Here is a 25973-nt window from a genome sequence, read left to right on the forward strand (position 1 = left end):
TCAGTCCACCACCGTGACCAGGTCGGCCGCCGCCGGTTGCGTCGCCTCGTGCTCCGCGTCGTCTTGTTGCAGCGGGCGCGCGAGTCCGACCTGTACGGCGGTCACCTTGTACTCCGGGCAGTTGGTCGCCCAGTCGGAGTTCTCCGTGGTCACCACGTTGGCGCCGGTCACGGGATGGTGGAACGTGGTGTACACGACCCCGGTCGGCATCCGGTCGGAGATCTCCGCGCGCAGCGTCGTCCGTCCGACGCGGCTGGCCAGCGTGACCATGTCGCCGTCGGTGATGCCGCGCACCTCGGCGTCGTGCGGGTGCAGCTCCAGGATGTCCTCGGGATGCCAGGCGACATTCCCCGTGCGCCGTGTCTGCGCCCCGACGTTGTACTGGCTGAGGATTCGCCCCGTGGTCAGCACCAGCGGGAAGCGCCGGGTGCTGCGCTCGTTGGTCGGTACGAAGGCGGTGACCACGAACTTTCCCTTGCCACGCACGAATTCGTCCACGTGCATGATCGGGGTGCCTTCCGGAGCCGACTCGTTGCACGGCCACTGGACGCTGCCGAGCTTGTCGAGCACCTCGAAGGAGACTCCGGTGAACGTCGGCGTGACCGACGCGATCTCGTCCATGATCTCGCTCGGATGACCGTACGCCATCGGATAGCCCATGGCGGTGGCGATCTCGCTGACGATCTGCCACTCGTGCTTGCCCGTCTTCGGCTTCATCACGGCGCGCACCCGGTTGATCCGGCGTTCGGCATTGGTGAACGTACCGTCCTTCTCCAGGAAGGAGGCGCCGGGCAGGAAGACATGCGCGAACTTCGCCGTCTCGTTGAGGAACAGGTCCTGGACGACGACCAGTTCCATGGCCTCCAGCGCGGCAGTGACGTGCTGGAGGTTCGGGTCGGACTGGGCGATGTCCTCGCCGTGCACGAACAGTCCGCGGAAGCTTCCGTCGATGGCCGCGTCGAACATGTTGGGGATGCGCAGTCCGGGCTCGGCGAGCAGGGTGCCGCCCCAGAGGTTCTCGAACACGGTGCGCACGGCGTCGTCGGAGACGTGCCGGTAGCCGGGCAGTTCGTGCGGGAAGGAGCCCATGTCGCAGGAGCCCTGCACGTTGTTCTGCCCGCGCAGCGGGTTCACACCGACGCCGTCGCGGCCGATGTTGCCGCACGCCATGGCGAGGTTGGCCATTCCCATGACCATGGTCGAGCCCTGGCTGTGTTCGGTGACACCGAGACCGTAGTAGATGGCCCCGTTCGGTGCCTCGGCGTACAGCCGGGCGGCGGCCCGCAGTTCCTCGGCCGGTACGCCGGTGATCGGCTCGGCGGCCTCCGGGCTGTTCTCCGGGCGGGCGATGAACTCGGCCCACTCGTCGAACCCTTCGCACCGCTGGTCCACGAAGGACCGGTCGACCAGGCCCTCGGTGACGACCACGTGCGCCATGGCGTTGACCACGGCGACATTGGTGCTCGGCCTGAGCTGGAGGTGGTGGGCGGCCTCGATGTGCGGCGAGCGGACAAGATCGATCCTGCGCGGGTCGACGACGATGAGCCGGGCGCCCTCACGCAGCCGGCGCTTCATCTGCGAGGCGAACACCGGGTGTCCGTCCGTGGGGTTCGCCCCGATCACCATGATCACGTCGGCCTCGGCCACCGAACGGAAGTCCTGGGTGCCCGCCGACTCGCCGAAGGTCTGCTTGAGTCCGTAGCCCGTCGGGGAGTGGCAGACCCGGGCGCAGGTGTCCACGTTGTTGTTGCCGAAGGCGGCGCGGACCATCTTCTGGACGACGTACACCTCTTCGTTGGTGCAGCGCGAGGAAGTGATGGCGCCGATCGAGCTCGGTCCGTGGCGGTCCTGGAGTTCCCGCATCCGCCGGGCGACGGTGCCGATCGCCTCGTCCCACTCGACCTCGCGCCACGGGTCCGTGATCCGGTCGCGGACCATGGGCTTGAGAACGCGGTCGGGGTGCGTGGCGTAGCCGAAGGCGAACCGGCCCTTCACACAGGAGTGGCCCTCGTTCGCCCCGCCGTCCTTGTGCGGCACCATCCGCACCAGCTCGTCGCCGCGCAGCTCGGCCTTGAAGGAGCAGCCGACTCCGCAGTACGCGCAGGTGGTGACCACCGACCGGGTCGGCATGCCGAGTTCGACCACCGAGCGCTCCTGGAGCGTGGAGGTCGGGCAGGCCTGGACGCAGGCCCCGCAGGAGACGCACTCGGAGTCCATGAACGTCTCGCCGGCGCCGGCCGAGACCTTGGACTCGAAGCCGCGCCCCTCGATGGTCAGCGCGAACGTCCCCTGCACCTCGCCGCAGGCCCGTACGCAGCGGGAGCAGGCGATGCACTTGGACGGGTCGAAGTCGAAGTACGGGTTGGAGGTGTCCTTCTCGGCGTCGAGGTGGTTCTCGCCCTCGTAGCCGTAGCGCACCTGGCGCAGCCCGACCACACCGGCCATGTCCTGCAGTTCGCAGTCACCGTTGGCCGGGCAGGTGAGGCAGTCCAGCGGGTGGTCGGAGATGTACAGCTCCATGACGCCCTGGCGGAGCTTCTCGACCTTCGGCGTCTGCGTGCTCACCCTCATCCCGTCCGCCACGGGCGTGGTGCAGGACGCCGGGGTGCCGCGCCGGCCGTCGATCTCCACCACGCACAGCCGGCACGAGCCGAACGCCTCCAGGCTGTCGGTGGCGCACAGTTTGGGTATGTCGACACCGGCGAGCGCGGCGGCGCGCATCACCGAGGTGCCCTCCGGCACGGTCACCGGCAGCCCGTCCACCTCGACCGAGACCGTCGCCTCGCCGGGCCGTTCCGGGGTACCGAAGTCGGGTTCCTTGAGCAGTGTCATGCCGTGCCCTCCGTCCTCACGCCAGTCGCTTGTACGGGTTGGATCTCCAGGCTTCGACGACCGCCGAGGAAGTCGTCGGGGAAGTGGGTGAGGGCGCTGCGTACGGGCATGGGGGTGAGCCCGCCCATCGCGCACAGCGATCCCTCGGTCATCAGGTCGCACAGGTCCTCGAGCAGGGCGAGATTCTCGTCCCGGTGCGTGCCGGCCACGATCTTGTCGATCACCTCGACGCCCCGCACCGAACCGACCCGGCACGGTGTGCACTTGCCGCAGGACTCCTCCGCGCAGAACTCCATCGCGAAGCGGGCCTGGGCGGCCAGGTCGACGGTGTCGTCGAACACCACGATCCCGCCGTGGCCGACCATCGCTCCGGCCGCCGCGAAGGCCTCGTAGTCCATCGGCAGGTCGAACATCGACGTCGGCAGATAGGCGCCGAGCGGCCCGCCGACCTGCACGGTGCGCACGGGACGCCCGGAGTACGTCCCGCCGCCGTAGTCCTCGACGAGTTCGCGCAGGGTGACACCGAAGGCGGTCTCCACGATGCCGCCGCGCGCGATGTTGCCGCCGAGCTGGAACACCTGGGTGCCGCGCGAGCGCTCCACGCCGAGTTCCTGGTACGCCTGCGCCCCGTCGGCGAGGACGACGGGGACGGTGGCCAGGGTGAGGACGTTGTTCACCACGGTCGGTTTGCCGAACAGGCCCTCGATCGCGGGGATCGGCGGCTTCGCCCGGACCATGCCCCGCTTGCCCTCCAGGCTCTCCAGCATGGAGGTCTCCTCGCCGCAGATGTACGCCCCGGCGCCGACGCGGACCTGCAGATCGAAGTCGAGCGCGGAGCCGAGGATGCCCTTGCCGAGCCAGCCGTGCTCGCGCGCGATGTCGATGGCGGCGCGCATCGTGGCCACCGCGTCGGGGTACTCCGAGCGGATGTAGAGATAGCCCTCGCTCGCGCCGACCGCATGCGCGGCGATCGTCATGCCCTCGATGAGCAGGAACGGGTCGCCCTCCATGACCATCCGGTCGGCGAAGGTCCCGCTGTCGCCCTCGTCGGCGTTGCAGCAGACGAACTTCAGCTCGTCCGCACAGTCGAGCACGGTCTTCCACTTGATCCCGGCCGGGAAGCCCGCGCCGCCCCGGCCGCGCAGCCCGGACGCGGTGACCTCCGCGACCACGTCAGCGGGGTCGCGGGCCAGCGCCGCGCGCAGCCCCGCCAGCCCGCCGTGCTCCAGGTAGTCGTCGGTCGACAGCGGGTCGGTGACCCCGACTCTGGCGAACGTGACGCGCCTCTGGCGTGCCAGCCAGGGCAGTTCGTCCACGACGCCGAGCCGCAGCGGATGGTCGGCGCCGTCGAGCAGGCCGGCGGCCAGCAGGTCCTCCACGTCCTGGGGGCTCACGGGCCCATAGCCGACGCGGCCCTGCGGGGTCACCACCTCGACGAGGGGCTCCAGCCAGAGCATGCCGCGCGATCCATTGCGTACGACGTCGATGGCGAAGTCCCCGCGAGCGGCCGCCTGTTGGAGGGCGTCCGCGACCTCGTCCGCGCCGACGGAGCGGGCCGCCGAGTCGCGGGGGACGTAGACCGTCGCCGTGGAGTGCGAAGGCGAGTACGGGGAGGGGTGCGAGGGGTTGTTCATGAGGAGACCGTCCCGTTGAGGATCGAGCCCAGTCGGGCGGGGGCCACGCGTCCGTACAGCCGTCCGTCGACCTCGACCGACGGCCCGAGGGCGCAGTTGCCGAGGCAGAAGACCTGCTCGACGGTGACCGAGCCGTCCGCCGTCGTCTCCCCGAGCGCCAGTCCGGCCTCGTGGGCGTAGCCCACCAGTCCGTCCGCCCCCAGGGCCTGGCACGCCTCTGCGCGGCAGATGCGCACCGTGGTGCGTCCGGCGGGCTCGTGGCGGAAGTCGTGGTAGAAGGTCACCACCCCATGGACATCCGCCCGGGAGAGGTTGAGTGCGTCGGCCAATACCGGAATCGCCTCTGGTGGCACATGGCCCAACTCGGCCTGCACGGCGTGCAGTACGGGCAGCAGCGCCCCGCGCTGATCCCGGTGTCCGGCCACCACCCTCCGGACCACGTCCTCGACCGTCGCGTCACTCCCGCTGGTCGTCATGATCGCTCCGCCTTCCGTCCCACGGGTTCCCGGCGTTGCAGGAGACTGAGACGATACCCCATACAGGCTTCTGTATACAGAAGTCAGTCGGACGGAATCGGGGCCGACCTCGCGATGGACGGTCCGAACCCCGGCCCATCAGCGAGTTCGCTCCCGCGGCACATGCCATCTTGCATACCAAAACCTGTATGCTGAGGCTGCCGTCGGCAACCCTCTCGGCGGCCACCACTTGGCAGAGCCGTCGGCCCGCGGGCCCGGTGGCAGAACGGGGCACCCATGCGCGAGGCACTCACGGCCGCAGCGTCCCGGCGCGTCACCCGCCCGGCACCGCTGCGTCAGGCCGTGTACGACGCCCTGACCGAGCTGATCGTCAACGGCTCCCTCAAGCCCGGCCAGCACCTGGTCGAGGCCGAGTTGGCCGAGCACCTCGGCGTCAGCCGCCAGCCGGTCCGCGAGGCCCTGCAACGGCTACAGGTGAACGGCTGGGTCGACCTGCGCCCCGCCCAGGGCGCCTTCGTGCACTCCCCCACCGAGCAGGAGGCCGCCCAACTCCTGGGCGTCCGCGCGGTGTTGGAGACCTACTCGGCCCAGCTCGCCGCCCAGCACGCGACCCCCGAGGACATCGAACGGCTCCAGGAGTTGCAGCGGGAGGGCGTCGACGCGCTCGCGAAGGGCGACGTCGAACGCCTGGTCGCGGCCAACACCGCCCTGCACGCCTTCATCAACGACGTGGCCGACAACGCCGTACTGGCCGAGCTGATCTCGGGCGTGAGCCAGAAGGTGCGCTGGTACTACACACCGATCGCCCGCCCTCGCGGCAAGGAGGCGTGGAACGAGCACGCGCAGCTCATCAAGGCCATCGCCAAAGGCGACGCGGACCGCGCCGGCGAGATCATGCGCAAGCACACCGAGCGCACCACGGACTTCTACCGCAAGCAGATCGCGACGGGCACGAACAAGGACTGACCGGCTGGGCCACCATGAGGCCCAACGGGCCGACCGAGCGGGCCACCAAGCGGCTGACCGCGCATGCCACCGGGCAGGGCCGTTCCCTTCGGTCTCAGCCCGTTCCTTCCCTTCGTGCTCAGGACGGCGCCAGGGATTCCGTGCCGCGGCGGGCGGACCCGAGGAGGGTGTCGGCGGTCGCGGGGTGCGCGGCCTCGATCCCGGCGGCGGCCCGCAGTTCGAGCAGCCACGGCAGCACCCGACGCAGCACGATGTCGAGCCCGCCCCCGTCTGATCCGAGCATCGCGTCGGCGGGAACCAGCACCGGGTCGGCGAACACGGTGGACGTAGCGCTGCCGTTCGGCCCGCCTCCGCCCGGCCGGGCCGGCACGAACAGATCGGGCGCGTGCGCCGGGACCACCCAGAGCGTCAGGCCGCCCACCGCGGCGAGCGGCCGCGAGGACCAGACGTAACTGTCGGCCTCCCCGGCCGCGACCACCTCGTGTTTACGGGCGCGCAGCGCGACCACGTCACTGGAGCGTGCGGCGGTGCAGCGCGACGACCAGAGCGGAGCCTGCGCGCCACCTCGCTCGCCGGAATGGCCCTCGGGGCCGTCCGCTGATCCTTCCTCGGCCAGCGCGAGGCTGCTCAGATGGCGTCCGGCGGCGATCTCGCCGCGCACCCAGGGGCTGCCGTAGGACTCAATGGCGGCGACCGCCGCGTAGTGCGACTGGAGCACGGCCGCGGTCGCCGGGCAGACACGCGCGGTCCGCGCCACCACGTCGGCGGCATCCGGCAGGCCTCCGCCGCCACCACCGAATTCCGTGGAGACGGTGAGCCCCAGCAGCCCGGAGCGGCCGAGAGCCGTTACGGCGGCGCGCGGGAACTTACCCTGCCCGTCGGTCAGTTGGGCGGCGGGTGCGATGACGTCGGTCAGGACTTCGGAGAGAGCGGTGCGGTAGGACACGGGGTGACCCCCTCCTCAGGGACGACCTTGCGGTACGTCCGCGGGGCTAGATATTGCATACAGTATTCTGCCTGCCATGCGAATGCGCCAGTGGCGGAGCGAGCCAATTTCCGCGACCGCACGGACGGGACGACCGCATGACGGGGTGATTTCGCGACAAGGGCCGCACGCGACACACGTAACTCACACGTCTATTGCATACTGAAATCTGTATGCCGAAGCCCATGGTCGGCGATGACCGGCCCTGGCCGACGTGGCATCCGCCGACATGGCGTCCGCAGTACGACGACGGGGAGGATCCCATGCCCGACATGCCCACCGTGGCAGCACCCGGTCCGATCCGCAGGCCCGCCCCGCTGCGCCAGGCCGTCTACGACACATTGACCGAACTGATCATCAACGGCTCCCTCAAACCCGGCCAGCACCTCGTCGAGGCCGACCTCGCCGAGCACCTCGGCGTCAGCCGCCAGCCCATCCGGGAGGCCCTGCAACGCCTGCACACCACTGGCTGGGTCGACCTGCGCCCCGCCCAGGGCGCCTTCGTCCACTCCCCCACCGCCGAGGAGTGCGCCCAACTCCTCAGCGTCCGGGCAGTGTTGGAAACCCACTCCGCGCGGGGCGCGGCCCAGTACGCCACCCCCGATGACGTCACCCGCCTGTGGGAGCTGCAACAAACGGGCCTCACCGCGCTCGCGGCCGGGGACGCCCGCGCCATCGTCGAGGCGAACGCCGCCCTGCACGGCCACATCACCCAGCTGTCGCGCAACGAGGTCCTCGCCGAACTGATCCCCCAGGTCGACCGGCGCGTGCGCTGGTACTACATGCCCATCGCCAAACCGCGCGGCACGGACGCATGGAGCGAGCACGCCCGGATCATCCAGGCCATCGCCGACGGCGACCCCGACCGCGCCGAACACCTCATGGGCCAACACACGCGGAACACCACCGACTTCTACTGCCGGCAGATCGCGGCGGTGGCGGCCCGGCGCGCCTGACGACGGCTCGGGCTCAGGACCGCGGGTCGATCTCGCTGAGCAGCCCGGTCGTGACGTCGAAGACGAAGCCGCGGACGTCGTCGGTGTGCGGCAGAAACGGTGACGTACGCACGCGTTGCATCGACTGCCGTACATCCTGGTCGACGTCCCGGAAGGCCTCCACCGCCCAGGCCGGCCGCTGGCCGACCTCCATCTCCAGCTCGTGCCGGAAGTCCTCGGTCAGGCTCTGCAGACCGCAGCCGGTGTGGTGGATGAGTATGACGCTACTGGTGCCGAGGGCACGTTGACTGATCGTCAGGGAGCGGATCGTGTCGTCGGTGACGACTCCGCCCGCGTTGCGGACGGTGTGACAGTCGCCCAGCTCCAGGCCGAGCGCGGCGTGCAGGTCGATCCGGGCGTCCATGCAGGCCACGACGGCGACACGCAGGACCGGGCGGGCGCCCATGCCCGGGTCGGCGAATCCGGCGGCGTATGCGCGATTGGACTCCACGAGCCGGTCGATGACCGTGCGACTGCCGGGAACTCCGTTGGCGGGCAGGGTGAATCGGGATGCTGACGTCGACATGCTGGGCTACCTCACTCCGGTCGAGCTCGAAAGGACCACGGATCACGTCGGATACGAAGACGTCCGATCAGGTCAGAGACGAAGACGTCCTCAGCCTTCCCACGCGGTGACCGGCCCCACGCCCTCGCGGGAGCCGGTCACCCGGGAAATCAGACAGATTTTAGTATCTGTATACGGTATGGAGTAGACCGAAGTCGAGAGGTGTGCCGGGAGTGCCTCGGGGTGTGTGTCACCCCGCGACGGCGGGCTCCAGCCGGACCACGACGCCCTTCGAGGTGGGTGTGTTGCTGATGTCGGCCACGCTGTCCAAGGGCACCAGGACGTTGGTCTCGGGGTAGTAGGCGGCGGCGGAACCGGGCGTGGTCGGATAGGCGACGACCCGGAAGTTCTCCGCACGGCGTTCGACGCCGTCGCGCCACACGCTCACCAGGTCCACCTCGGCGCGGTCGGCAAGCCCGAGCGCGTCCAGGTCGGCGGGGTTCACGAGCACCACGCGGCGGGCGTTGTGGATGCCCCGGTAACGGTCGTTCATGGCGTACGGGATGGTGTTCCACTGGTCGTGGGAGCGCAGGGTCTGGAGCAGCAGATGCCCCTCGGGGGCGCGCAGCATCTCGAAGTCGTTGCAGGTGAACACGGCTTTGCCGCTCGAGGTGGGGAACACTCCCTCGTTCACCGGATTGGGCAGCCGGAAGCCGCCCGGACGGGTCACCCGGGCGTTGAAGTCCTCGAAGCCCGGGACGACGCGGGAGATCCGGTCGCGGATCGTTCCGTAGTCCGCCTCGAACTCCTCCCAGGGGATGGCCGGTTGGTCCCCGAGCGTCCGCCGGGCCAGCCGCCCGATGATCGCCACTTCGCTGAGCAGGTGCGGCGAGGCCGGGTGGAGTCGGCCACGCGAGGCGTGCACCTCGCTCATGGAGTCCTCGACGGTGATGAACTGCTCCCCGCCCGCCTGGATGTCCCGGTCGCTGCGGCCGAGCGTGGGCAGGATCAACGCGGTCTCGCCGCAGACGGTGTGGGAGCGGTTCAGCTTGGTGGAGATGTGCGCGGTGAGCCGGCACCGCCGCATCGCCCGCTCGGTGACCTCGCTGTCGGGGGTGGCCCGTACGAAGTTGCCGGCGACCCCGAGGAACACCTTGGCCTCGCCGTCGCGCATGGCCCGGATGGCGTTGACGGAGTCCAGGCCGTGCGCGGTGGGCGGGGTGAAGGTGAACTCGCGCTCCAGAGCATCCAGGAAGGCCTGCGGCATCCGTTCCCAGATGCCCATGGTCCGGTCGCCCTGCACATTGCTGTGGCCGCGCACCGGGCAGACGCCCGCGCCGGCCCGGCCTATGTTGCCGCGCAGCATGAGGAAGTTGACGACCTCACGGATGGTGGGGACGGCGTGCTTCTGCTGGGTCAGCCCCATCGCCCAGCAGACGATGACGCTCTCGCTCCGCAGAACCCGCTCGCCCACGGCCTCGATCTCTTCGCGGGTCAGTCCGGTGGCGTCGAGGATGTCGTCCCAGGAGGTCTTGCGGGCCTGCTCGACGAACTCGTCGAACCCCGTCGTGGACCGCGCGATGAACGCGTGGTCCAGCACCTCCCCCGGCCGGGCGTCCTCGGCCTCCAGCAGCAGCAGGTTCAGCGCCTGGAAGAGCGCGAGGTCACCACCGGGGCGGATCTGGAGGAACTGGTCGGCGATGGCGGTGCCGCGGCCGACGATTCCACGGGCCTTCTGCGGATGCTTGAACCGGATCAGCCCGGCCTCGGGCAGCGGGTTCACGGCGACGATGTGGCCGCCGTTGCGCTTGGTCTCCTCCAGGGCGGACAGCATCCGCGGATGATTCGTCCCCGGGTTCTGCCCCACCACCAGGATGAGATCCGAGTGGTGGATGTCGTCGAGACTCACACTGCCCTTGCCGATACCGAGCGTCTCCTGAAGTGCGGAGCCGCTGGATTCATGGCACATGTTGCTGCAGTCGGGCAGGTTGTTCGTGCCGAAGGCCCGGGCGAAGAGCTGAAGAAGGAAAGCGGCCTCGTTGTTGAGTCGGCCCGAGGTGTAGAAGAGGGCTTCGTCGGGTGAATCGAGCGCGCGCAACTCCTCGGCGAGCAGCCCGATCGCCTCGTCCCAGTCGATCGGCTCGTAGTGGTCCGCCCCGGGCCGCTTGACCATGGGTTCGGTCAGCCGCCCCTGTTGGTTGAGCCAGTAGTCGGACTTCTCCCCCAACTCCGAGACCGAGTACTGACGGAAGAGATCAGCGGTGACCCGGCGCGAGGTCGCCTCGTCGTTGATGTGCTTGGCGCCGTTCTCGCAGTACTCGTTCTTGGCCCGCTGCCCCGGCGCGTGCTCCGGCCAGGCGCAGCCAGGGCAGTCGAAGCCCTTCGCCTGATTGATGTTCAGCAGCGTCAAAGCCGTACGCCGCACCGACGTCTGCCCCAACGAGTACTGCAACGCGTGCGTCACCGCGGGCAGTCCGGTGGCCCAGGTCTTCGGCGGCGTGACCTCCAGAGCGTCCTCTGTCGGGTCTTCGATGGTGCTCATGATCCGGCCTGTGCCTTTCTGCCGCTCCCGGGCGCAGAACCCGCTCGGAGAGCAGCTTCGGCCAGCTCGTCAGAGGTAGTCAAAGAGACAACAACTTCTAGGTGATAGACGCCTCCTATGAACTGCATGCGACCTGCCGGGTCGCCTCTCAGCAGCCGTCGGTCACCGTCAGCCGTTCCGTCTCTGTTCGGGGCGGGCAGGCGCGATGATGGTGGCGGCCGTTCCCAGGGGAACGGGGGTGTCCTCGCCCAGTACTTGGCAGCGCGTGCGTCCATGACATGACCACAGGGATGCCGTCCAGGCGCACAGCAGGGCGTCGATGAGGTCCTCGCGGTGTTTGTAGTCGGCCGCGCCCTCGGGGGTGGGCTCGTCGATCAGGCGGCGCGACACCGGGTGGGAGCCGATGAGGAGGGGCGGATCAGCGGTGACCAGGGACGTCATGCGGGCGATCAGCTGGTCGCACGCCGCCGCGCGCACCGCGCGCCACCGTGCCGGCGGCACGCGCGCGGGCCGGCGTTTGTACGTGGGGCGCTCGTCGGCGTAGCCCAGCTCGGCGGCTCCGACCAGGGTCGTGTACGGGTAACACTCGGACAGGGCCGAGCCGTTCGTCGGAGGCCCGGCCCTCCCGTCGTCGTACACCCATCCCGCCGCCTGCAGGCGCTCGCGCAGGAGCACTCCGGCCAGTCGGGGCGAGCCCTGGTTCGTGCTGTTCGCGCTCACCTTCCAGCGCCCGTACCGCCGGCCGACCTCCCGCTCGCAGGGCCGCTGGCCGGTCGGGTTGTCGACGATCAGTGGCGCGTCCACGAACACGAGGGACGATCCACCCCCGGCGACCCGGCCGATCCAGGACGTCGCCTCCTCGATCCCTCGGGTCCATCCGCAGTCGATCACCTCGCCGCCTCCATCGATGACGGCGACACCTGTCTCGTTCGGCCTGGCCCGGGCCCCGCCCTGCGCCCAGGCGAGATCGACCCCGATGAACCGTTCTATCGCCATGCGTCGGTCCTACCAGAGCCACGGCCGCCGGATGTCCACGACCTCCCCATAGTGGTGTTCCTCCAACAACGGCAGGATCTTGGTCCGCCAGGTGCGCTCCAGACCGCCTTCCCGGTACACGCCCGGCTTCATCAGGTACGACGGCCCGATCCGGAAGTCGGCTTCGTCGATACGGGAGTTGAGCTCCTCAAGCGGATCGGCCAGTTCCGGCCCGTCACTCTGAGTGAGTACTGCCGGGGATCCGGCAACAACGCTGTCGTGGTCATTAAATCTACGGACCTCCGACCCCGCTCGCGGCCGGGCACACGACAAACCCCGAGGTTGATAGATCAACCTCGGGGATCGGTTTGTGTCCGAGGGGGGATCGATACCGGGAGCCCACGGAATGCGTGTCTCACCGCGGTACTTGAGCTATCGGTGTAGGGCAGATATCACTCAGCGTATTGAACTTGGACGCCGGTCGACATCCCTCACAGGGGTGGCGCTCTCTGGTCCCGGCCTTATCGAGGGACATGGGCAAGGGCCCTGTCGATTCCGGAGCACGAATCCCTCCCTCTTCGGGACGCTTTTCACCGAAGGGTTTCACAGGGCCCAGTGGCGGAAAGCTTCGATCCATTCGACGCCCTCGGGCGGAGGGTCGGGCAGCGGGAGGTCTCGCAGACCTATGGGTTGGAGGATCCGTCCGCGGCGGCAGATCGCTACCACTCCGCTGCCTGGTCGCAGGTCGATCTCCTCGACGATGACGTCGACTCCCAACACCTCGGTGGTGAAGGGCACGGTAACGCGGTCGCTGAGCACGGCATGGAAGCCGACCAGCTCTTCGTCCTCGCCGTAGGCGTCAACGAGCGCCTCGGCGATCATGGCGTCGAGGTCCTGGTCCGACAGACCCTCCACTGTGTGGTCCTTCCCTGCGAGATCAGTTCCTGGCCGGGGCGCCGCAGCACTTCTTGTATTTTCGGCCCGAGTCGCACCAGCATGGCCCGTTCCGCGGCGGGGGCCAGGCCAGCGACTCGTCCGGGTGGGCGCGCACCACATGCCTGCTGAACGCGCCGCGAGTGTCCGGGTTGTCGGCATCGCGCCCTTCACGGACGGCGAACTCCTCGTACGCGGCCAGGGTGGCGCTGACGATGTGCACCCGGGCGGCGCCGGCCTCCGCGTAGGTGCGCGCGTCGGTCTGCAGCCGCTGTGCGTAGGCGGTGTAGTCGTCCCCATAGGAGTCGGTCGACTCGGGCCAGCGGGTGCGTACCGCGGCGAAGTCCTCGCGTACCCAGCGCAGCACGATCCCGTCGAAGGCCGCTGTGCCCTCGGGCACCTCCACCGGCCTCCCCGACGGCAGCCCACTCAGCGCCCGGTCCAACTCTTCGCCGAATTCCCGTAGTTCGGCGTCAGTCTCGGCTTCGGCGGCCAGGTCGTCGTCGGTCGGCTCCAGACCGAGGTCCCGGCGCAGGAGAGCCCGGCTGATGCGCAGCTCGCGGCGCAGTCGGGCGGCCTCGCCGCCACCGGTCCCCTTGTTCTCCCGCGCTGCGGGGTGTGCCAGGGCGGCCAGGCACCAGTCAAGGGCCCGTTCGGATCTGCCGATCTCCCCGAGCATGTCGACCATGTCGTCGAAGACCTGCAGGTCGGCCGCGGCCTCATCGGGCTGCTCGGTCAGCTCCTCGCGTAGGGCTTGCTCGGCCTGTTCGGCGTCCCGCTCGCGGTCCTGCGCGTAGAGCGTCTCCACCACCCCGACCTGCGCCTGTCGGCCGGCCGCGCCGCTGAGTTTCGTCGCCCGAGTGAACAGCTCCAGCGCCTTTGCGTCGTCGCCGCCCTGGTGCTGCTTGCCGCGGGCGGTCAGCCATCCGGCGTGCACCAGGGCGCGGCCCTGGTCCGGATCCCCGGGGTGCTCGTCGGCCCACTGTTCACACTGCGCCGCCGTCGGCTGCCTGCCCACCGTCGCGAGGAACTGCTCGTACGGGGAGTCGACGGCTCGGATAGGCGAAGGGGATGCGCTGCTCATACCGCGACCCTACCGAGGACCGGCAGCCCAACTCCCCTTTCGTTTACGGGCCTGACACCCGGACGGGCCATGTGGTATCGACGGCCGACATCGCCGCGCTGCGGTCGGGCTGTGCCTGGACGTGCCGCACGCGCCCGTCTCTGGCCGTCCCCAACTCCGTGCCGAAGCCGCCCGGCCTAGTGGGTGGCTTCGGCGCACACCCATGTATGAAGGCGCCTTGGCTCGGCTCGCCCGGCCGGACGGTCAGGGGTTGGGGAAGCCCAGGGCGTCGAATCGGCGCATGAGCGAGGGCTTTCCTCGGTGGGCGGTGCGCAGTTCGCCGGATCTGCGGTCGAAGTCGGCGGCGCTGCCCTGACGTGCGTGGAGTGCGCGCAGGTCGCTGAGCAGCGCGACGGCCTGCTCGTAGGCGGCCGGTTTGCGCTGGGCGATGAGGTCGTCGACGGTGCGCCAGGCGGTCGCCTGGTCGCGGGCCAAGTGGTCCAGGCGCGCGTCGCGGGCCTCGGCGACTGCCCGTACTGGGGCTTGCTCCGCCGCCCCGCGTGCGGCCCGCTCCCGCTGGGCGCGCACGGTGCGGTGGCGGTGGGCCGCGTCCAGGAGCTGGGCCGCGCTGCGGCGTACCCCGGGGCCGCCCTCGCTGATGCATAGGGATTGCCGGAAGCGGGCCAGGAGTCCGGGGCCGAGCTGGGGGGCTGTGCCGAGGGCTGCCTGGAGCAGCAGGGTGTCCTTCTCGGGCGCCGGAAGTCCGGCGATGAAGGCGGCGAGCCTGTCCGGGGCGGCCGCCGACTCGGTGGCCGGAGCGCTGTCGGACGCTGCGACGGCGAGCAGGTCCTGCGGGACGCGCAGGAAGTCCGCGAGGGCCTGCTGCGGCCCGGTCAGCTCGGCCAGCCCGGCGGGGACGGATGGCTCCGTTTCGCGCTGGTACTCCTCTTCGTCATCGTCCGCGAGCTCCCAGACGGCGACGGCGGCCAGCCAGCCCAGGTACAACGGGCGAAGGTCCCCAGCCGCGAGCTCGGCGCGGAGCCCGGCGAACGAGGCGAGCTCGAAGGAGGTCTCGAAATCCCACTCGCCGCCGTCCTCGGCGCTCAGGGAGAAGTCCAGCAGGGTATGGCCGCCGCGCGTCCACACCGCGAGTGTCTCCTGAAGCGCGTAGCCCTGCGCGGTCTTGGCCGGGAGCACGGAGGCGGGGATACGCAGCAGAAGACGGCGGCTGCCCCAGTTCGCGTAGTACAGGTGGGCGTCGTAAAGCTGCTCGACGAGCTTGGTGGGATCGCCGTGGAAGTCACCCCAGTGATATTCGTTGACGAAGCTGGTGGAGGTGATCCGGGCCCGCGTAGACAGCGCTCTCACCTGGGCGATCTCGGCCTTGGTCAGCGGGCGGTCGACGGCCAGGAACTCGTAGTACTGGTACTCGCTCACGGCCCGGCAGCCTACCTGCGCGGCGGTGTGATGGGATGTCCGGATGAGCGAGGTTCAGGAGCTGGCCGGGCTGGTGGACGGGCTGCGCCGGGACAGGCGCCACGGCCCCTACGCCGGGCACGGCGAATACCTGGATGCGGCCTGGGCCGTCCACGAAGCGGCCGAGCGGCTGCTGGACGGCGGGCTGGCGGACCAGGCGGCGCCGAAACTGCGCATCGCGGTGGACCGGGTGGCGAAGGCGTTGATGTACCTGGATGACTCCGGCGGCACTGTGGGCGACGCGTTGCGTGCGTTGACGGTCCTCTACGCCAAGGCCGTCTGTGCTGCGCCGCCGAGGCGTCCGCAGACGTTGGCCACGTGGATCGACAAGACCACGTTCGACGGGCCCGGCTGGCCCGACCTCCAGCTGGCGGATTTCGCTGCCGGCCTCGGGCCGGTCGGACTGGCGCACCTCGCTGACCTGGTCGAGGACCGGGCGTCCGGCCTTACGGATGAGGACCGGTACGGGGCCGCTTTGCACATTCAGGATCTGCGTGAACAGCTGGCCGCGAACGTCGGCGACACGGACCGGTACATCGGTGTGGTGGCGCGCGACCTGCGCACCCCGGGGCAGTATCTGAAGATCACCGAGGCGCTGCGGGACGCTGCCCGCACCGAGGAGGCGACCGTCTGGGCGCGCCGCGGTCTGGCCGCCCACCCCACCAGCCCTTACCTGCCGCCGCTGCGCGATGCCCTGGTGGACCTGCTCACACGGGCGGGCAACGAAGAGGAGGCACTCGCCGTGCGCCGCGCGGCCTTCGAGCGTACCCCCGTACACGCGGTCTTCCATCCGCTGCAGGCCACCGCCACCCGCATCGGAAATCCACAGACCATTCAGTGGGCGCTCGGCCTGCTGCGCGAACGGCTGCCGGCCAACCCCGCCGGCGCCCGGGAACTGATCTTGTGCCTGCAAGAGACCGGACAGCACGATGACGCCTGGCAGGTAGCCGTCGACCACCTTGACGACCTGGGTAAGTACCTGCTCCAGGACCTGATCGAACAACGGCGCACGACGCACCCGGCCGACGTGACCGGCCCCTACCGGCGCTTGATCGCCGGGTATCTGGCGGAGACCGGCAATAAGTACCGCTACCAGTACGCGGTACGCCACCTCAAGGCGCTGCGTGCGCTCCACCAACAGCTCGGCACCCCAGGCGAGTTCGCCGACTACCTGCACGCCCTGCGTGCCGAGCACAAACGTAAGACCAGCTTCCTCGCCCAGCTGGACAAGGCCGGACTCGGCGGTTGACGGCGGGTACGCGAACGTCGGCGGGCTGCGGGTGCGGCGGCCGGACACGGATCAGCCAACCGCGCCGGCGTCGTGCCGTGATGACACCTGCCACCACTGGTGCGCGGGCCAACCTGCGCGGCACTCCCTGCGTTCGCCTGCCAGCCGGGGACGCTATGGTCAACGCCATGGCCCAGGGGTGGAGCGAGGACGATGTGCGGGCAGTGCGCACCGCGATCCACAGCGCGGACGGGTCGGCGCTGCTCGCAGCGTTGCGGAGCCGACCGGTGCGGGCGGTGCTGCAGTTGGCCGGCGACGGCGTTGCGGCCGCGGCCGCCCGACGGATGCCGGGCGCGGACGCGGTGGCGGCCGAGTTCCTCGAACACCTCACCGCCCGCGGCTGGGACGGCGACGCGGAACTGGCCGACCGGCTGCGCGGCTCCGCCGAGGCGGGCCCGGCACCGCTGTTGCGCCCGCTGCCCGTGGACCTGGAGGAACTCGCCACGCTGCTGGAAGGCGACCTGATGAATGGCGGCGGCCATCTCGACCTGACCACCGGCGACTGCTACCCGCAGGCGATCGAACGGCTCGAAGGCGAAGCCGACGCACGGGAGGATGACCCCGACCGCTGGCTGTACGTGCCCTGCCACGGCTCCCGACCTGGCTACCAGGACATGGAGCTCTTCATCGACACACTCGACGATGACGATCTCGCCGAACGGCTGCGCATCGCCATCACCGGCCGGGGCGCCTTCCGCCGCTTCAAAGATGTCTTGCCGGACACAGCACGTCCCGCATCGCCCGCGCCCTGAACGACGCGGACATCCCCTGCCCGTCCGCCGCCGACCCTCAGCGCAACCCGCACCGCACCCACCGCCAGTGGACCCTCACCACCGTGCGCGCGATCTTGAGCAACCCCCGCTACACCGGCCGCCAGGTCTGGAACCGCCAGCGCACCGACCACGTCCTGCTCGACCCGGACAACACCACCCTCGGGGACCGTGACGTGTGCGCTGGAACCCCCGCGACGAGTGGGTCATCTCCCGCCAGCTCGCCCACCCGGCGCTGGTGAACGAGACGGAGTTCGTCCGGGCCCAGTCCATCCGCGCCACCGTCCAGACGCCCGGGCACACCTACCGGCTGGCCGGCCTGCTCACCTGCGGGATCTGCGGACGGCGGATGGAGTCCTGCTGGGCCCACCAGCATCCCGCCTACCGGTGCCGCCACGGCCACTCCAGCGCCACCCCACCGGACACCACCCGGCCACGCAACGCCTACGTCCGCGAGGATCGGGTCTGGGCGGCCCTGCCCGCCCTGCACTTGCGCACCACCGGAGCCCCGACAGCACCGCCCGCCGAAGCAGCAGCCACATATCTGCGCGAGCACCAGATCGGGCTCCTCTTCAACCCGGCGGCCCGGACCATCACCGCCCAAACCCCCGGAAAGTAGCGCATACACCTCGACTGACCAGGCAGAGCTCCACGCGGAACGGAGGCAGACAGCGAAAAGCACCCGCCCCGGCCTCAGGCCGAGATCGGGCGCCGATCGACGCTGCCCCGAAAACAGGCCGCGTGTACAGAAGGTGTTCGGTGTGTGTCCGAGGGGGGACTTGAACCCCCACGCCCGATAAAGGGCACTAGCACCTCAAGCTAGCGCGTCTGCCATTCCGCCACCCGGACTAGGTGTCTGCCGCCTGGCCGGGGGTGTTCCCCGCGGCGACATGGACAACAATACCAAGGTTTCGGAGTGGCTTTCACCTGCATATCCGGGTCGTGGGAGCGGATACGCCGGAGCAGGTGGGGGTGCAGCTGGAGCCTCACCATGGGTGACTGCCTGACTACCAGGAGCTCACTGGAGGGGTGGCGGCCGCTGACGCTGTCGCCGTTGCGGGAGCATCTGCGGGACACCTTCTGGTTCGCGCCCACCGCGGCCGTAGTGCTGGTCTTCGCGGCCAGGGCGGTGACGTCGGAGATCGACACCGAGATCGTCGAGGCGCTGCGGGCCGCGCACGACTACGACGCGCTGAACGAGCTGCTGAAGCTCGTCGACGAGGCGAAGGTCGTGGTGACCGCGGTCACCACCGCGATGATGACCTTCATCGTCGCGGTGTTCAGCACCTCCGTCCCCCGTCCCCCCGGTCCAGTCGATCCTGACGCTCGCCATGCCTCGCTGCACCGCGACCGGCACGGGACCGTACGGCGGGTGCGGCCCGTGCCCGGCTGGACCGGCAGGACATCGGACAGCCGGACGGCGAGCAGCGGGCGGCGCGCAGCAGGCGCTGGAACCCGCCTCCGTCGGCATGCCCTCACGCCGGCGGGTGCACCCCCACATCCATGCCTCCCGTCCCGGTCCCCTCCGCGAAGTCCGCCGCCACCGCCCGCACCTTGCGGTGCTGCTTGCGGGAGAGGGCGACCAGGAGCCGGAAGGCCGTCGCCTCGTCGCAGCCGCGGTGGGCCATGAGCATGCCCTTGGCGCGTTCGATCAGGGCGCGGCCCTCGAGGGCCTCCTTGAGCTGGCGGTTCTCGGTTCTCAGTGCCTCCAGGTCGTCGATCATGGCCAGGACCGCACGCATCGCGTCCATGAGCGTGAGCGCGTCGTCCCGCGAGGAGGGGGGTGGCGCGCCCCCGGGCGCGTCGGCGGGGGCTTCCGGCATGGTTGCTGATCCGTCGGAAGTCATGCGGGTCATGGTTGTCGCGGAATGCCGGCTTCGGCAGAGGCCTGGTGAAGAATGCGCAGACTTTCACCTCCATGTAATCGATGCGCAGATCTGACTACGTCTGACCGGGACAGATGGGGCGGTGATCGACCCAAGGGGCAGAAGGCGACCAACTCGGGTTAACAGCAGGCTAATTACCATCGGATACGAGCCGAATGCCCGGCGAACCGCACGATCGCGCTGCTAGCCTCTGGCATCCGCTCCTGACCGTGGAGCCCGGTACGTTTCCGTACCTCTGGCACGTCCCGTACCTCCCGCGCCGCGTCGAGACCGTACGCCGCGAGGGTCACCGCTCACTTCTCCGCCCGTGTCCTCGGGCGGTGCCGGTGTCCGTCGCGCTGTGCCGCTGACGGGCACGCGTTACTGGGGGGACTCCATGACGCACGTCATCAATTCCCGTACGGATGCCCGCGAGGGGGACCGTCCGGAATACCTCGGTGTCCAGGATCTCGGCGGCGGTGCGCACGGCGACGGTGCCGCGCCCCGGCTGACCGTCCTGGTGCCCACCCGCAATGAGCAGGAAAGTGTTCCGCTGCTCCTGGACCGGCTCGGTCCGGCGGTCGCGCCGCTCGGCGCGGAGATCCTTTTCGTGGACGACAGCGACGACGGCACGGTCGACGAGATCGCCGCTCTCGCGCCGGGCAGCCGCGTCCCGATCCGTGTGCTGCACCGTCCGCCGGGCCTGCGCGGAGGAGGTCTGTCGGGTGCGGTGGTGGCCGGTACCCGGGTCGCGCGCGGCGACTGGGTCCTCGTCATGGACGGGGATCTCCAGCATCCGCCGGGAGCAGCGGCGCTGCTGGCCAGGACCGCGATGCGGGAGGGCGTCGACATCGCGGTGGGCACCCGGTATGCCGGTACCGGTCAGTCCGAGGGGCTCGCGGGCGCCGGCCGGCAGGCGACCTCGTCGACCGCGACGCGCCTGGTCAAGGCCGCGTTCCCGCGCAGGCTCGCCACGGTCAGCGATCCGCTCAGCGGCCTGTTCGCCTTCCGCAAGGACGCGATCGACGCCGACCGGCTGCGGCCCGTCGGCTTCAAGATCCTCCTGGAGATTCTGGTCCGGCACCCGGCGGCCCGGGTCGCCGAGGTCGCGTACACCTTCGCACCTCGCGAGGCGGGTCACTCCAAGGCCTCGCTGCGGGAAGGGATCGCCTTCGTACGGCATGTCGCGCGGCTGCGCCGTGGAGTGGCGGGCGGGCAGCGGCAGTTGCTGCGGATGACGGCGTTCGGCGCGGTCGGCCTGTCCGGGGTCGCGGTCAACACGGCCGCGCTGTGGCTGTTCTTCGACGTGCTCGGCGTCCACCATCTGGTCGGCGCGGCGCTCGCCACGCAGTTCTCCACGATCTGGAACTTTGTCCTCACCGACGCGGCCGTGTACCGCGGGGGACAGCGCAAGGGCACCTGGTACGGGCGTGCCGGACGGTTCTTCGCGATGAACAATCTGCTGCTCGTCGCCCGTCTGCCCCTGCTCCAGTGGCTGGTGCTCGCGGGCATGGGCGTGCTCACCGCCAACGCGCTCACCCTCGTACTGCTCTTCCTCCTCCGCTTCCTGATCAGCGACCGCATGATCTATCGAGGCGGCGAGAAGAAGGTCCAACGGCGCGATCCCGTAAGGATGTTGGTGGATCCCGACGCGGTGAGCGCCGAAGTACCCCACCGCAAGCGGTCCGTGTACCTCCCCTACCGGTACGACGTCGCCGGCACCGTCACCATCGGCTCGCAAATCCGGCTGCCCGAGCTGGAGTTCTTCCGCGCCCAGTGGGTTCCGGACGCGGACGTCGACATCGCGGTGCGGGTGGGTGACGTCGGCAGGCGCAGGCCGCGGCGGCGGGCCGCGCTGACGGAGGACCACAGCGAGTCGGCGGCGCTGCGCTACGAGGAGCATCTGGGCCGGTTCGGCGCCAACTTCCGGGTACGGCTGGGTCCGCCGATCACCGTCGAGGTCGGGCCGCTGCTCGCACGCTCCCCACACGTCGTGTACACGAACGTCGTCGAGGCGCTTCTGCGCTTCGTACTGATCTCGCGCGGGCGGATGCTGCTGCACTCGGCCTGCATCGAGCTCGACGGGCACGGTGTGATGCTGTCCGCGCTCACCGACACGGGCAAGACGGCGACGATACTGCGGCTGCTGCGCGAGCACGGCGGGCGGTTCCTGTCGGACGACATGACCGTGGTGGACGCCACCGGGCGGGCCGTCTGCTTCCCGAAGCCGCTCACCATCAGCGCGCACACGCTGCGCGCCGTGCAGGCCGAGGACCTGACGAAGAAGGAGTGGCGGCGGCTCAACTTCCAGTCGCGGCTGCACTCCAAGGGCGGCCGGTCGATCGCGTTGATGCTGGCCCGCTTCAATCTGCCGATCATGGGCATCAACGCGATCACGCAGATCCTGGTGCCGCCGCCGAAGTACAGCGTCGACCGGCTCGTGCCCTGCCGGCTCGGGTCGAGCGTCGACGTGAAGGACCTGTTCGTCATCGAGCGCGGTGCGCCGTCCCTGTACGACCTCGACGGCACCGAGGCGCTGGAGCGGATGCTCGTCAACACCGAGGACGCGTACGGCTTCCCGCCCTACCGCTATCTCGCGCCCGCGCTGCGCATCGGCGGTCTCGACCATGCCGAACTGCGTGCCCGTGAGCGGGAGATCCTCGCCGGATTCCTCTCCGGCGTCCGCACCCGGGTGCTCGCGTCGGACTGCTTCGGCTGGGCCGACGAGATCCCGCGGCTGCTGGCCGGAGAACGGAACGCCGCGCAGGTCGCGGGTGAGCGGCACACCGGGCAGGTGCAGGCCGACGCGTGGCCTCGCTGGGGGCTGCTGCCCGGCGCCGCCGCATGACCGAACGGTCCGTGCTCCCCTCGGGAGCGCCCCGCACCACCCCGGCGCCGGCCCCCTCCGGCGCCGGGGTCCGGGCCGCGCTGCGCCGGGCGGCGCCGCTCTCCGCGGTGCTGCTCGTCGCGGCGTTGCTGCGCCTGTACCGGCTGACCGACACCGGGTTCAACAGCGACGAGGCGGTGTACGCGGGTACGTCGGCCTCGCTCGCCGGGGACGGTCGACTCGGCTCCCTGTTCCCGGTGTTCCGGGCTCACCCCGTGCTCTTCCAGTCGCTGGTCTCGCTGGGGCTGCGGGTGCACGAGAGCGACTGGGCGGCGCGCGCGGTCCCGGCGCTGCTCGGCGTGGTGACGGTCGCGGTCACGTACGGTCTGGGCCGCAGACTGTACGGACGGCGGGCCGCGATCGTCGCCGCGTTGCTGCTCGCGGTGATGCCGTACCACGTCGTCGTGAGCAGGCAGGTGCTGCTCGACGCGCCGATGACGCTGTGTGCGACCGGGGCGTTGTACTGCGTCGTGCGGTATGCCGAATCGCCCGCGCAGCGCTGGCTGTTGGCCGCGGGCGGCATGCTCGGGCTCACGGTCCTCGCCAAGGAGACGTCGATCGTCTTCCTGGGGTCGCTGTACGCGTTCTTCGCGCTGACCCCGGCGGTGCGGACCCGCTGGCGGCATCTGCTGCCCGCGCTGGCCGCGATCGTGGTGGTGGCGGTGGCGCATCCGCTGTCGCAGTCGCTCGCCGGGCATTCGAAGGCGGGCGGGAACTATCTGCTGTGGCAGATGTTCCGGCGCGCCAACCACCCCTACTCCTTCTACGCGCGCGAAGTCCCCTGGGCTGTGGGCCCGTTGGTGGTCGTGGCCGCCGTCGCCGGGCTGGTGTGGCTGCGGCGGGAGAACACCTGGCGGGAGCGGCTGCTGGTGTGCTGGGTGGCCGTGCCCGCGCTGTTCTTCACGGTGTGGCCGGTGAAGGGCTTCCAGTATCTGCTGCCCGCCGCGCCCGTGTTCGCGGTACTCGCCGGGCGCACGCTCACCTCCTTCCCGCGGGTGGTGCGCGTACAGCGGATCGCGGCCGCTGCCGCCGTCTGTCTGGTGGTCGTCTCCGTCGCCGTTCCGTCCTGGCTGCGAACCGCGCCGCAGACCGGCACCCGGTTTCTTGCCGGGACCGGCGGGCTGCCGGGCGGCCGCGAGGCGGGGCTGTGGGTGCGTACGAACGCGCCGGAAGGGGCGCGCTTGCTGGCCATCGGCCCTTCGATGGCGAACGTGGTGCAGTACTACGGGCTGCGGCCCGTCTCCGCGCTGTCCGTCTCGCCCGACCCGGCGCGCCGCAACCCGAGCTACAGAGCCGTCGAGAACCCGGACCGCGCCCTGCGGGACGGCCGCTTCCAGTACCTCGTGTGGGACGCGTACACCGCCCGCCGTACACCCTTCTTCACCGCCAAGTTGCAGGAGCTGGTGGGGCGTTACCACGGAGACTCGGTGTTCACCGCGCGGAACGCGGACGGGGTGCGGGTCGTCGTCATCTATCGGGTGAGGGCGTCATGATCCTTCGCCTCGTGATCCTCCGCGTCATGTTCCTCCGCATGAGAGCGGTGCTCGTCGCGATGGTCCTGCTGATGCTCGCGGCGAGCGGCACCGCGTCGGCATCACCTCCGCACGCACGTACGCCGATTGAGCACTTCGTCTACCTCATGCAGGGCGACCGCACCTTCGACCACTACTTCGGTACGTATCCGGGAGCGGAGGGACTGCCCGCGCGAGCCCGGCAGGCGGTCGACCCGAAGCATCCGGACGACGGTCTCGTGGCGCCGTACCCGCTGCACGACGCCACACCGGTGTCGCCCGGCGCCGGGCCCCGCCTGGTCCAACAGCAGTACAACGGGGGCCGGATGGACTCCTTCGTCGCCGCCTTCGAGCGGCAGGGCCGGGACGGGCGCGTGGCGATGGGCCACTACGACCGCAGGGACCTGCCCTTCTACTGGAACGCGGCGGACCGCTATGAACTCTTCGACCACTACTTCGCGTCCTCGCTCGACGGAACCCGCGCCAACCGCGCCCAGTGGGTGACCGGCGGTCCCGGCCTCGACGGGCCGACCGTCTTCGACCGGCTCGAAGAGGCGGGAGTCAGCTGGAAGTTCTACGTCCAGAACTACGACCCGAAGAAGACCTACCGCACCACCTCCCCCACCGACCCGGCCACCCAGACCGTACGGGTGCCGCTCCTCGACATCCCGCGCTTCGTCGACGACCCGGAGCTGGCCTCCCACATCGCCGATCTCAGCGAGTACTACCGGGACCTGGAGAGCGGAACGCTGCCCGCGGTCGCGTACATCGCGTCCTCGGGCGCGGGCGAGCGGTCCGCGCGATCGATCCCGGCGGGCCAGCGGCTGGTCCGTGAGCTGACCTCGCAGTTGATGGTCAGCCAGTACTGGGACTCTTCGGCGCTGATGTGGTCGTACGACGGCTCCGGTGGCTGGTACGACCATGTGAAGCCACCCGCCGGACGAGGGTTGCGGGTGCCCGCGCTGCTGGTCAGTCCGTACGTGGCGCGCGGCCAGGTCCAGCACGATCAGTACGAGGCGGCGAGCGCGCTGCGGTTCGTGGAGGAGAACTGGGGGCTGCGCAAGCTCGGCGGACGGACCGCCGAAGTGCGCAGTCTGGCGGATGCATTCGACTTCGGGTCGCCACCCAGGCGCGCCGAACTCATCCCGGACGACGCGCGCGAGGCGGCTCTTCCCGTGGCCGACCGGCCTTCGCCTGTGCCCGTGTACGCGGTGTACGGCGGCGCCTCGGCCGTGGTGGCGCTGCTGTTGTGGGGGGCGGTGCGGCCCAAATGGCGTACGTCTTGAGGTGGTTGACGCTGCTCGCGGTCATCCTGGGATGCTGGCTGCTGCCGACACCCGCGTTCGCTGCGAACCCGGTCACCGTCACCGTGCGCACGGCGCCCCAACTGGCCGGAGTGCGCTTCGCGTTCGACGGCCGGACGGCCGTGACCGGTGCGGACGGGGCGGCACGCTTCACCGGTGCGCACGACTTCGGAGCGCACACCCTGGCGGTCGACGACCATGAACTGGGCTCCACAGAGCAGAAGTTCAGCTTCGCCCGGTGGGCCGGGCAGCGGGACCCCGACCAGGCGTTCCGGCGCACCGTGGAGGGCCTGCCGTTGCGCGCCGACTACACGGTGACGGCGGCGTTCACGGCGCGCTTCCGGGTGACGCTGCGCTGCGTCGACCAGGACGGGAAGGCGGTGCCTCGCACAATGGTGCCGAATGTGACCGTACGCAGCGACACCGGACGCACGCAGCGGCTGCCGGTGGGCCGCCCGGTCTGGCTCGACGGGCTGCGGCCCGTGTACCGCAAGAGTGTGCTGACCTCGCGCAGGGTCGGGTACGCGCTGCTGTCGGCCGACGCGTACGGCGCGAACACCGTGGACGCGGGACGGCAGCGGTTCTGGCCCGCCGAGGAGCGGGCGGTCACCTTCACGACCCCCTTCCACGACCTCACGGTCTCCGCGCGGGACGCCGTCTTCGGTTCGGCGGCCGGGAGCACCGCACGGGTGACGCTGCCCGACGGGTCCGTACGGGCCGTGCCGTTCGGCGACGGCCGGACGGCGACACTGCGGGATCTGCCGCACGGGCAGTACGAGGTGGAGGTGACCGGCGGCAACGGGCTGCGGGCCGCGCAGCAGATCCGGCTGTCGCGGACGCAGTCGGTGCAGGTCCGGGTGGTCAGCCGGGCCGATCTGGCCATGGCCGCCGGGGTGTTGGCGATGGTGGCGCTCGGGGTTTTGCTCGCGGGGCGGAGACTGCGCAGACGGCGGGGTGGGGTGTGAG

21 protein-coding genes, 1 tRNA gene and 1 pseudogene are annotated in these 25973 nt (G+C 70.2%); 10 read left to right on the forward strand and 13 right to left on the reverse strand.

Annotation, left to right across the window (positions count from 1 at the left end):
• The 3 genes from fdhF to ACZ4WS_RS03755 are packed head-to-tail and all read right to left on the reverse strand — an operon-like array spanning position 1 to position 4942.
• Positions 1 to 2832 carry a formate dehydrogenase subunit alpha gene (fdhF, locus tag ACZ4WS_RS03745; RefSeq protein ID WP_467976769.1) on the reverse strand — a complete coding sequence of 944 codons (2832 nt, stop codon included), beginning with the start codon at positions 2830 to 2832 and terminating at the stop codon, positions 1 to 3.
• A complete protein-coding gene (locus ACZ4WS_RS03750; protein WP_467976770.1) occupies positions 2829 to 4466 on the reverse strand; it encodes a formate dehydrogenase beta subunit in 1638 nt (545 codons plus the stop codon). The genes fdhF and ACZ4WS_RS03750 overlap by 4 nt, the downstream gene beginning before the upstream one ends.
• Entirely contained in the window at positions 4463 to 4942 is a 480-nt protein-coding gene (locus ACZ4WS_RS03755; RefSeq protein WP_467976772.1) for a formate dehydrogenase subunit gamma, read from the reverse strand. Before ACZ4WS_RS03755 ends, ACZ4WS_RS03750 begins: the two co-directional genes overlap by 4 nt.
• A 276-nt stretch (positions 4943 to 5218) precedes the next feature.
• Here ACZ4WS_RS03755 and ACZ4WS_RS03760 point away from each other — a divergent pair, with 276 nt between their 5' ends.
• Entirely contained in the window at positions 5219 to 5908 is a 690-nt protein-coding gene (locus ACZ4WS_RS03760) for a GntR family transcriptional regulator (RefSeq protein WP_467976773.1), read from the forward strand.
• Between the two features lie 118 nt (positions 5909 to 6026).
• On the opposite strand, the gene ACZ4WS_RS03765 is transcribed toward ACZ4WS_RS03760, so the two are convergent.
• Positions 6027 to 6854, reverse strand: coding sequence for an acyl-CoA dehydrogenase family protein (locus ACZ4WS_RS03765; protein ID WP_467976774.1), 828 nt, complete (start codon positions 6852 to 6854; stop codon positions 6027 to 6029).
• A 302-nt stretch (positions 6855 to 7156) separates the two neighbouring features.
• On the opposite strand from ACZ4WS_RS03765, the gene ACZ4WS_RS03770 reads away from it, so the two are divergent.
• Positions 7157 to 7849, forward strand: a complete 693-nt coding sequence (locus tag ACZ4WS_RS03770; RefSeq protein ID WP_467976776.1) for a GntR family transcriptional regulator — start codon at positions 7157 to 7159, stop codon at positions 7847 to 7849.
• Between the two features lie 13 nt (positions 7850 to 7862).
• On the opposite strand, the gene ACZ4WS_RS03775 is transcribed toward ACZ4WS_RS03770, so the two are convergent.
• From ACZ4WS_RS03775 to ACZ4WS_RS03805, 7 genes and pseudogenes are all read right to left on the reverse strand, one after another.
• Positions 7863 to 8414: a beta-class carbonic anhydrase gene (locus ACZ4WS_RS03775; protein ID WP_467976777.1), complete on the reverse strand. Its 552-nt coding sequence runs from the start codon at positions 8412 to 8414 to the stop codon at positions 7863 to 7865.
• A gap of 229 nt (positions 8415 to 8643) precedes the next feature.
• Positions 8644 to 10935 carry an FdhF/YdeP family oxidoreductase gene (locus ACZ4WS_RS03780; RefSeq protein ID WP_467976779.1) on the reverse strand — a complete coding sequence of 764 codons (2292 nt, stop codon included), beginning with the start codon at positions 10933 to 10935 and terminating at the stop codon, positions 8644 to 8646.
• A gap of 168 nt (positions 10936 to 11103) precedes the next feature.
• A complete protein-coding gene (locus tag ACZ4WS_RS03785) occupies positions 11104 to 11931 on the reverse strand; it encodes a DUF429 domain-containing protein (RefSeq protein ID WP_467976781.1) in 828 nt (275 codons plus the stop codon).
• 9 nt (positions 11932 to 11940) lie between these two features.
• Positions 11941 to 12138 (reverse strand): annotated as a pseudogene (locus ACZ4WS_RS03790) (DUF4357 domain-containing protein); the annotation flags it as partial.
• A gap of 375 nt (positions 12139 to 12513) precedes the next feature.
• Positions 12514 to 12825 carry a hypothetical protein gene (locus ACZ4WS_RS03795; protein WP_467976783.1) on the reverse strand — a complete coding sequence of 104 codons (312 nt, stop codon included), beginning with the start codon at positions 12823 to 12825 and terminating at the stop codon, positions 12514 to 12516.
• 22 nt (positions 12826 to 12847) lie between these two features.
• Positions 12848 to 13927, reverse strand: a complete 1080-nt coding sequence (locus ACZ4WS_RS03800) for an SEC-C domain-containing protein (protein WP_467976785.1) — start codon at positions 13925 to 13927, stop codon at positions 12848 to 12850.
• Between the two features lie 243 nt (positions 13928 to 14170).
• Positions 14171 to 15343, reverse strand: coding sequence for a hypothetical protein (locus ACZ4WS_RS03805; RefSeq protein WP_467976786.1), 1173 nt, complete (start codon positions 15341 to 15343; stop codon positions 14171 to 14173).
• A gap of 43 nt (positions 15344 to 15386) precedes the next feature.
• On the opposite strand from ACZ4WS_RS03805, the gene ACZ4WS_RS03810 reads away from it, so the two are divergent.
• From ACZ4WS_RS03810 to ACZ4WS_RS03825, 4 genes are all read left to right on the forward strand, one after another.
• Positions 15387 to 16631, forward strand: a complete 1245-nt coding sequence (locus ACZ4WS_RS03810) for a DUF6880 family protein (RefSeq protein WP_467976788.1) — start codon at positions 15387 to 15389, stop codon at positions 16629 to 16631.
• A gap of 167 nt (positions 16632 to 16798) precedes the next feature.
• Positions 16799 to 17422, forward strand: a complete 624-nt coding sequence (locus tag ACZ4WS_RS03815; RefSeq protein WP_467976790.1) for a UPF0158 family protein — start codon at positions 16799 to 16801, stop codon at positions 17420 to 17422.
• A gap of 11 nt (positions 17423 to 17433) precedes the next feature.
• A complete protein-coding gene (locus ACZ4WS_RS03820) occupies positions 17434 to 17682 on the forward strand; it encodes a recombinase family protein (RefSeq protein ID WP_467977176.1) in 249 nt (82 codons plus the stop codon).
• Entirely contained in the window at positions 17619 to 18059 is a 441-nt protein-coding gene (locus ACZ4WS_RS03825; RefSeq protein ID WP_467976791.1) for a recombinase zinc ribbon domain-containing protein, read from the forward strand. The genes ACZ4WS_RS03820 and ACZ4WS_RS03825 overlap by 64 nt, the downstream gene beginning before the upstream one ends.
• Before the next feature lie 145 nt (positions 18060 to 18204).
• On the opposite strand, the gene ACZ4WS_RS03830 is transcribed toward ACZ4WS_RS03825, so the two are convergent.
• Together ACZ4WS_RS03830 and ACZ4WS_RS03835 are read right to left on the reverse strand one after the other, a co-directional pair.
• A tRNA-Leu gene (locus ACZ4WS_RS03830) sits at positions 18205 to 18289 on the reverse strand.
• Positions 18290 to 18915: 626 nt separating this feature from the next.
• The gene (locus ACZ4WS_RS03835; RefSeq protein ID WP_467976793.1) at positions 18916 to 19287 is read right to left on the reverse strand and encodes an ANTAR domain-containing response regulator; all 372 of its coding nucleotides are present in this window, start codon (positions 19285 to 19287) and stop codon (positions 18916 to 18918) included.
• A 415-nt stretch (positions 19288 to 19702) separates the two neighbouring features.
• Between ACZ4WS_RS03835 and ACZ4WS_RS03840 the strand changes: the two genes are divergently transcribed.
• Genes ACZ4WS_RS03840 through ACZ4WS_RS03855 form a run of 4 tightly spaced genes read left to right on the forward strand, consistent with a single transcriptional unit; the run spans position 19703 to position 25972 of the window.
• Positions 19703 to 22153, forward strand: a complete 2451-nt coding sequence (locus tag ACZ4WS_RS03840) for a glycosyltransferase (RefSeq protein ID WP_467976795.1) — start codon at positions 19703 to 19705, stop codon at positions 22151 to 22153.
• Positions 22150 to 23685, forward strand: a complete 1536-nt coding sequence (locus tag ACZ4WS_RS03845; protein ID WP_467976796.1) for an ArnT family glycosyltransferase — start codon at positions 22150 to 22152, stop codon at positions 23683 to 23685. The genes ACZ4WS_RS03840 and ACZ4WS_RS03845 overlap by 4 nt, the downstream gene beginning before the upstream one ends.
• Entirely contained in the window at positions 23682 to 24989 is a 1308-nt protein-coding gene (locus tag ACZ4WS_RS03850) for an alkaline phosphatase family protein (RefSeq protein ID WP_467976798.1), read from the forward strand. The genes ACZ4WS_RS03845 and ACZ4WS_RS03850 overlap by 4 nt, the downstream gene beginning before the upstream one ends.
• On the forward strand, positions 24986 to 25972 hold the full coding sequence (locus tag ACZ4WS_RS03855; RefSeq protein WP_467976800.1) for a hypothetical protein: 987 nt from the start codon (positions 24986 to 24988) through the stop codon (positions 25970 to 25972). Before ACZ4WS_RS03850 ends, ACZ4WS_RS03855 begins: the two co-directional genes overlap by 4 nt.
• Position 25973 lies beyond the last annotated feature (1 nt).

The organism is Streptomyces sp. NPDC029292 (assembly GCF_055569295.1).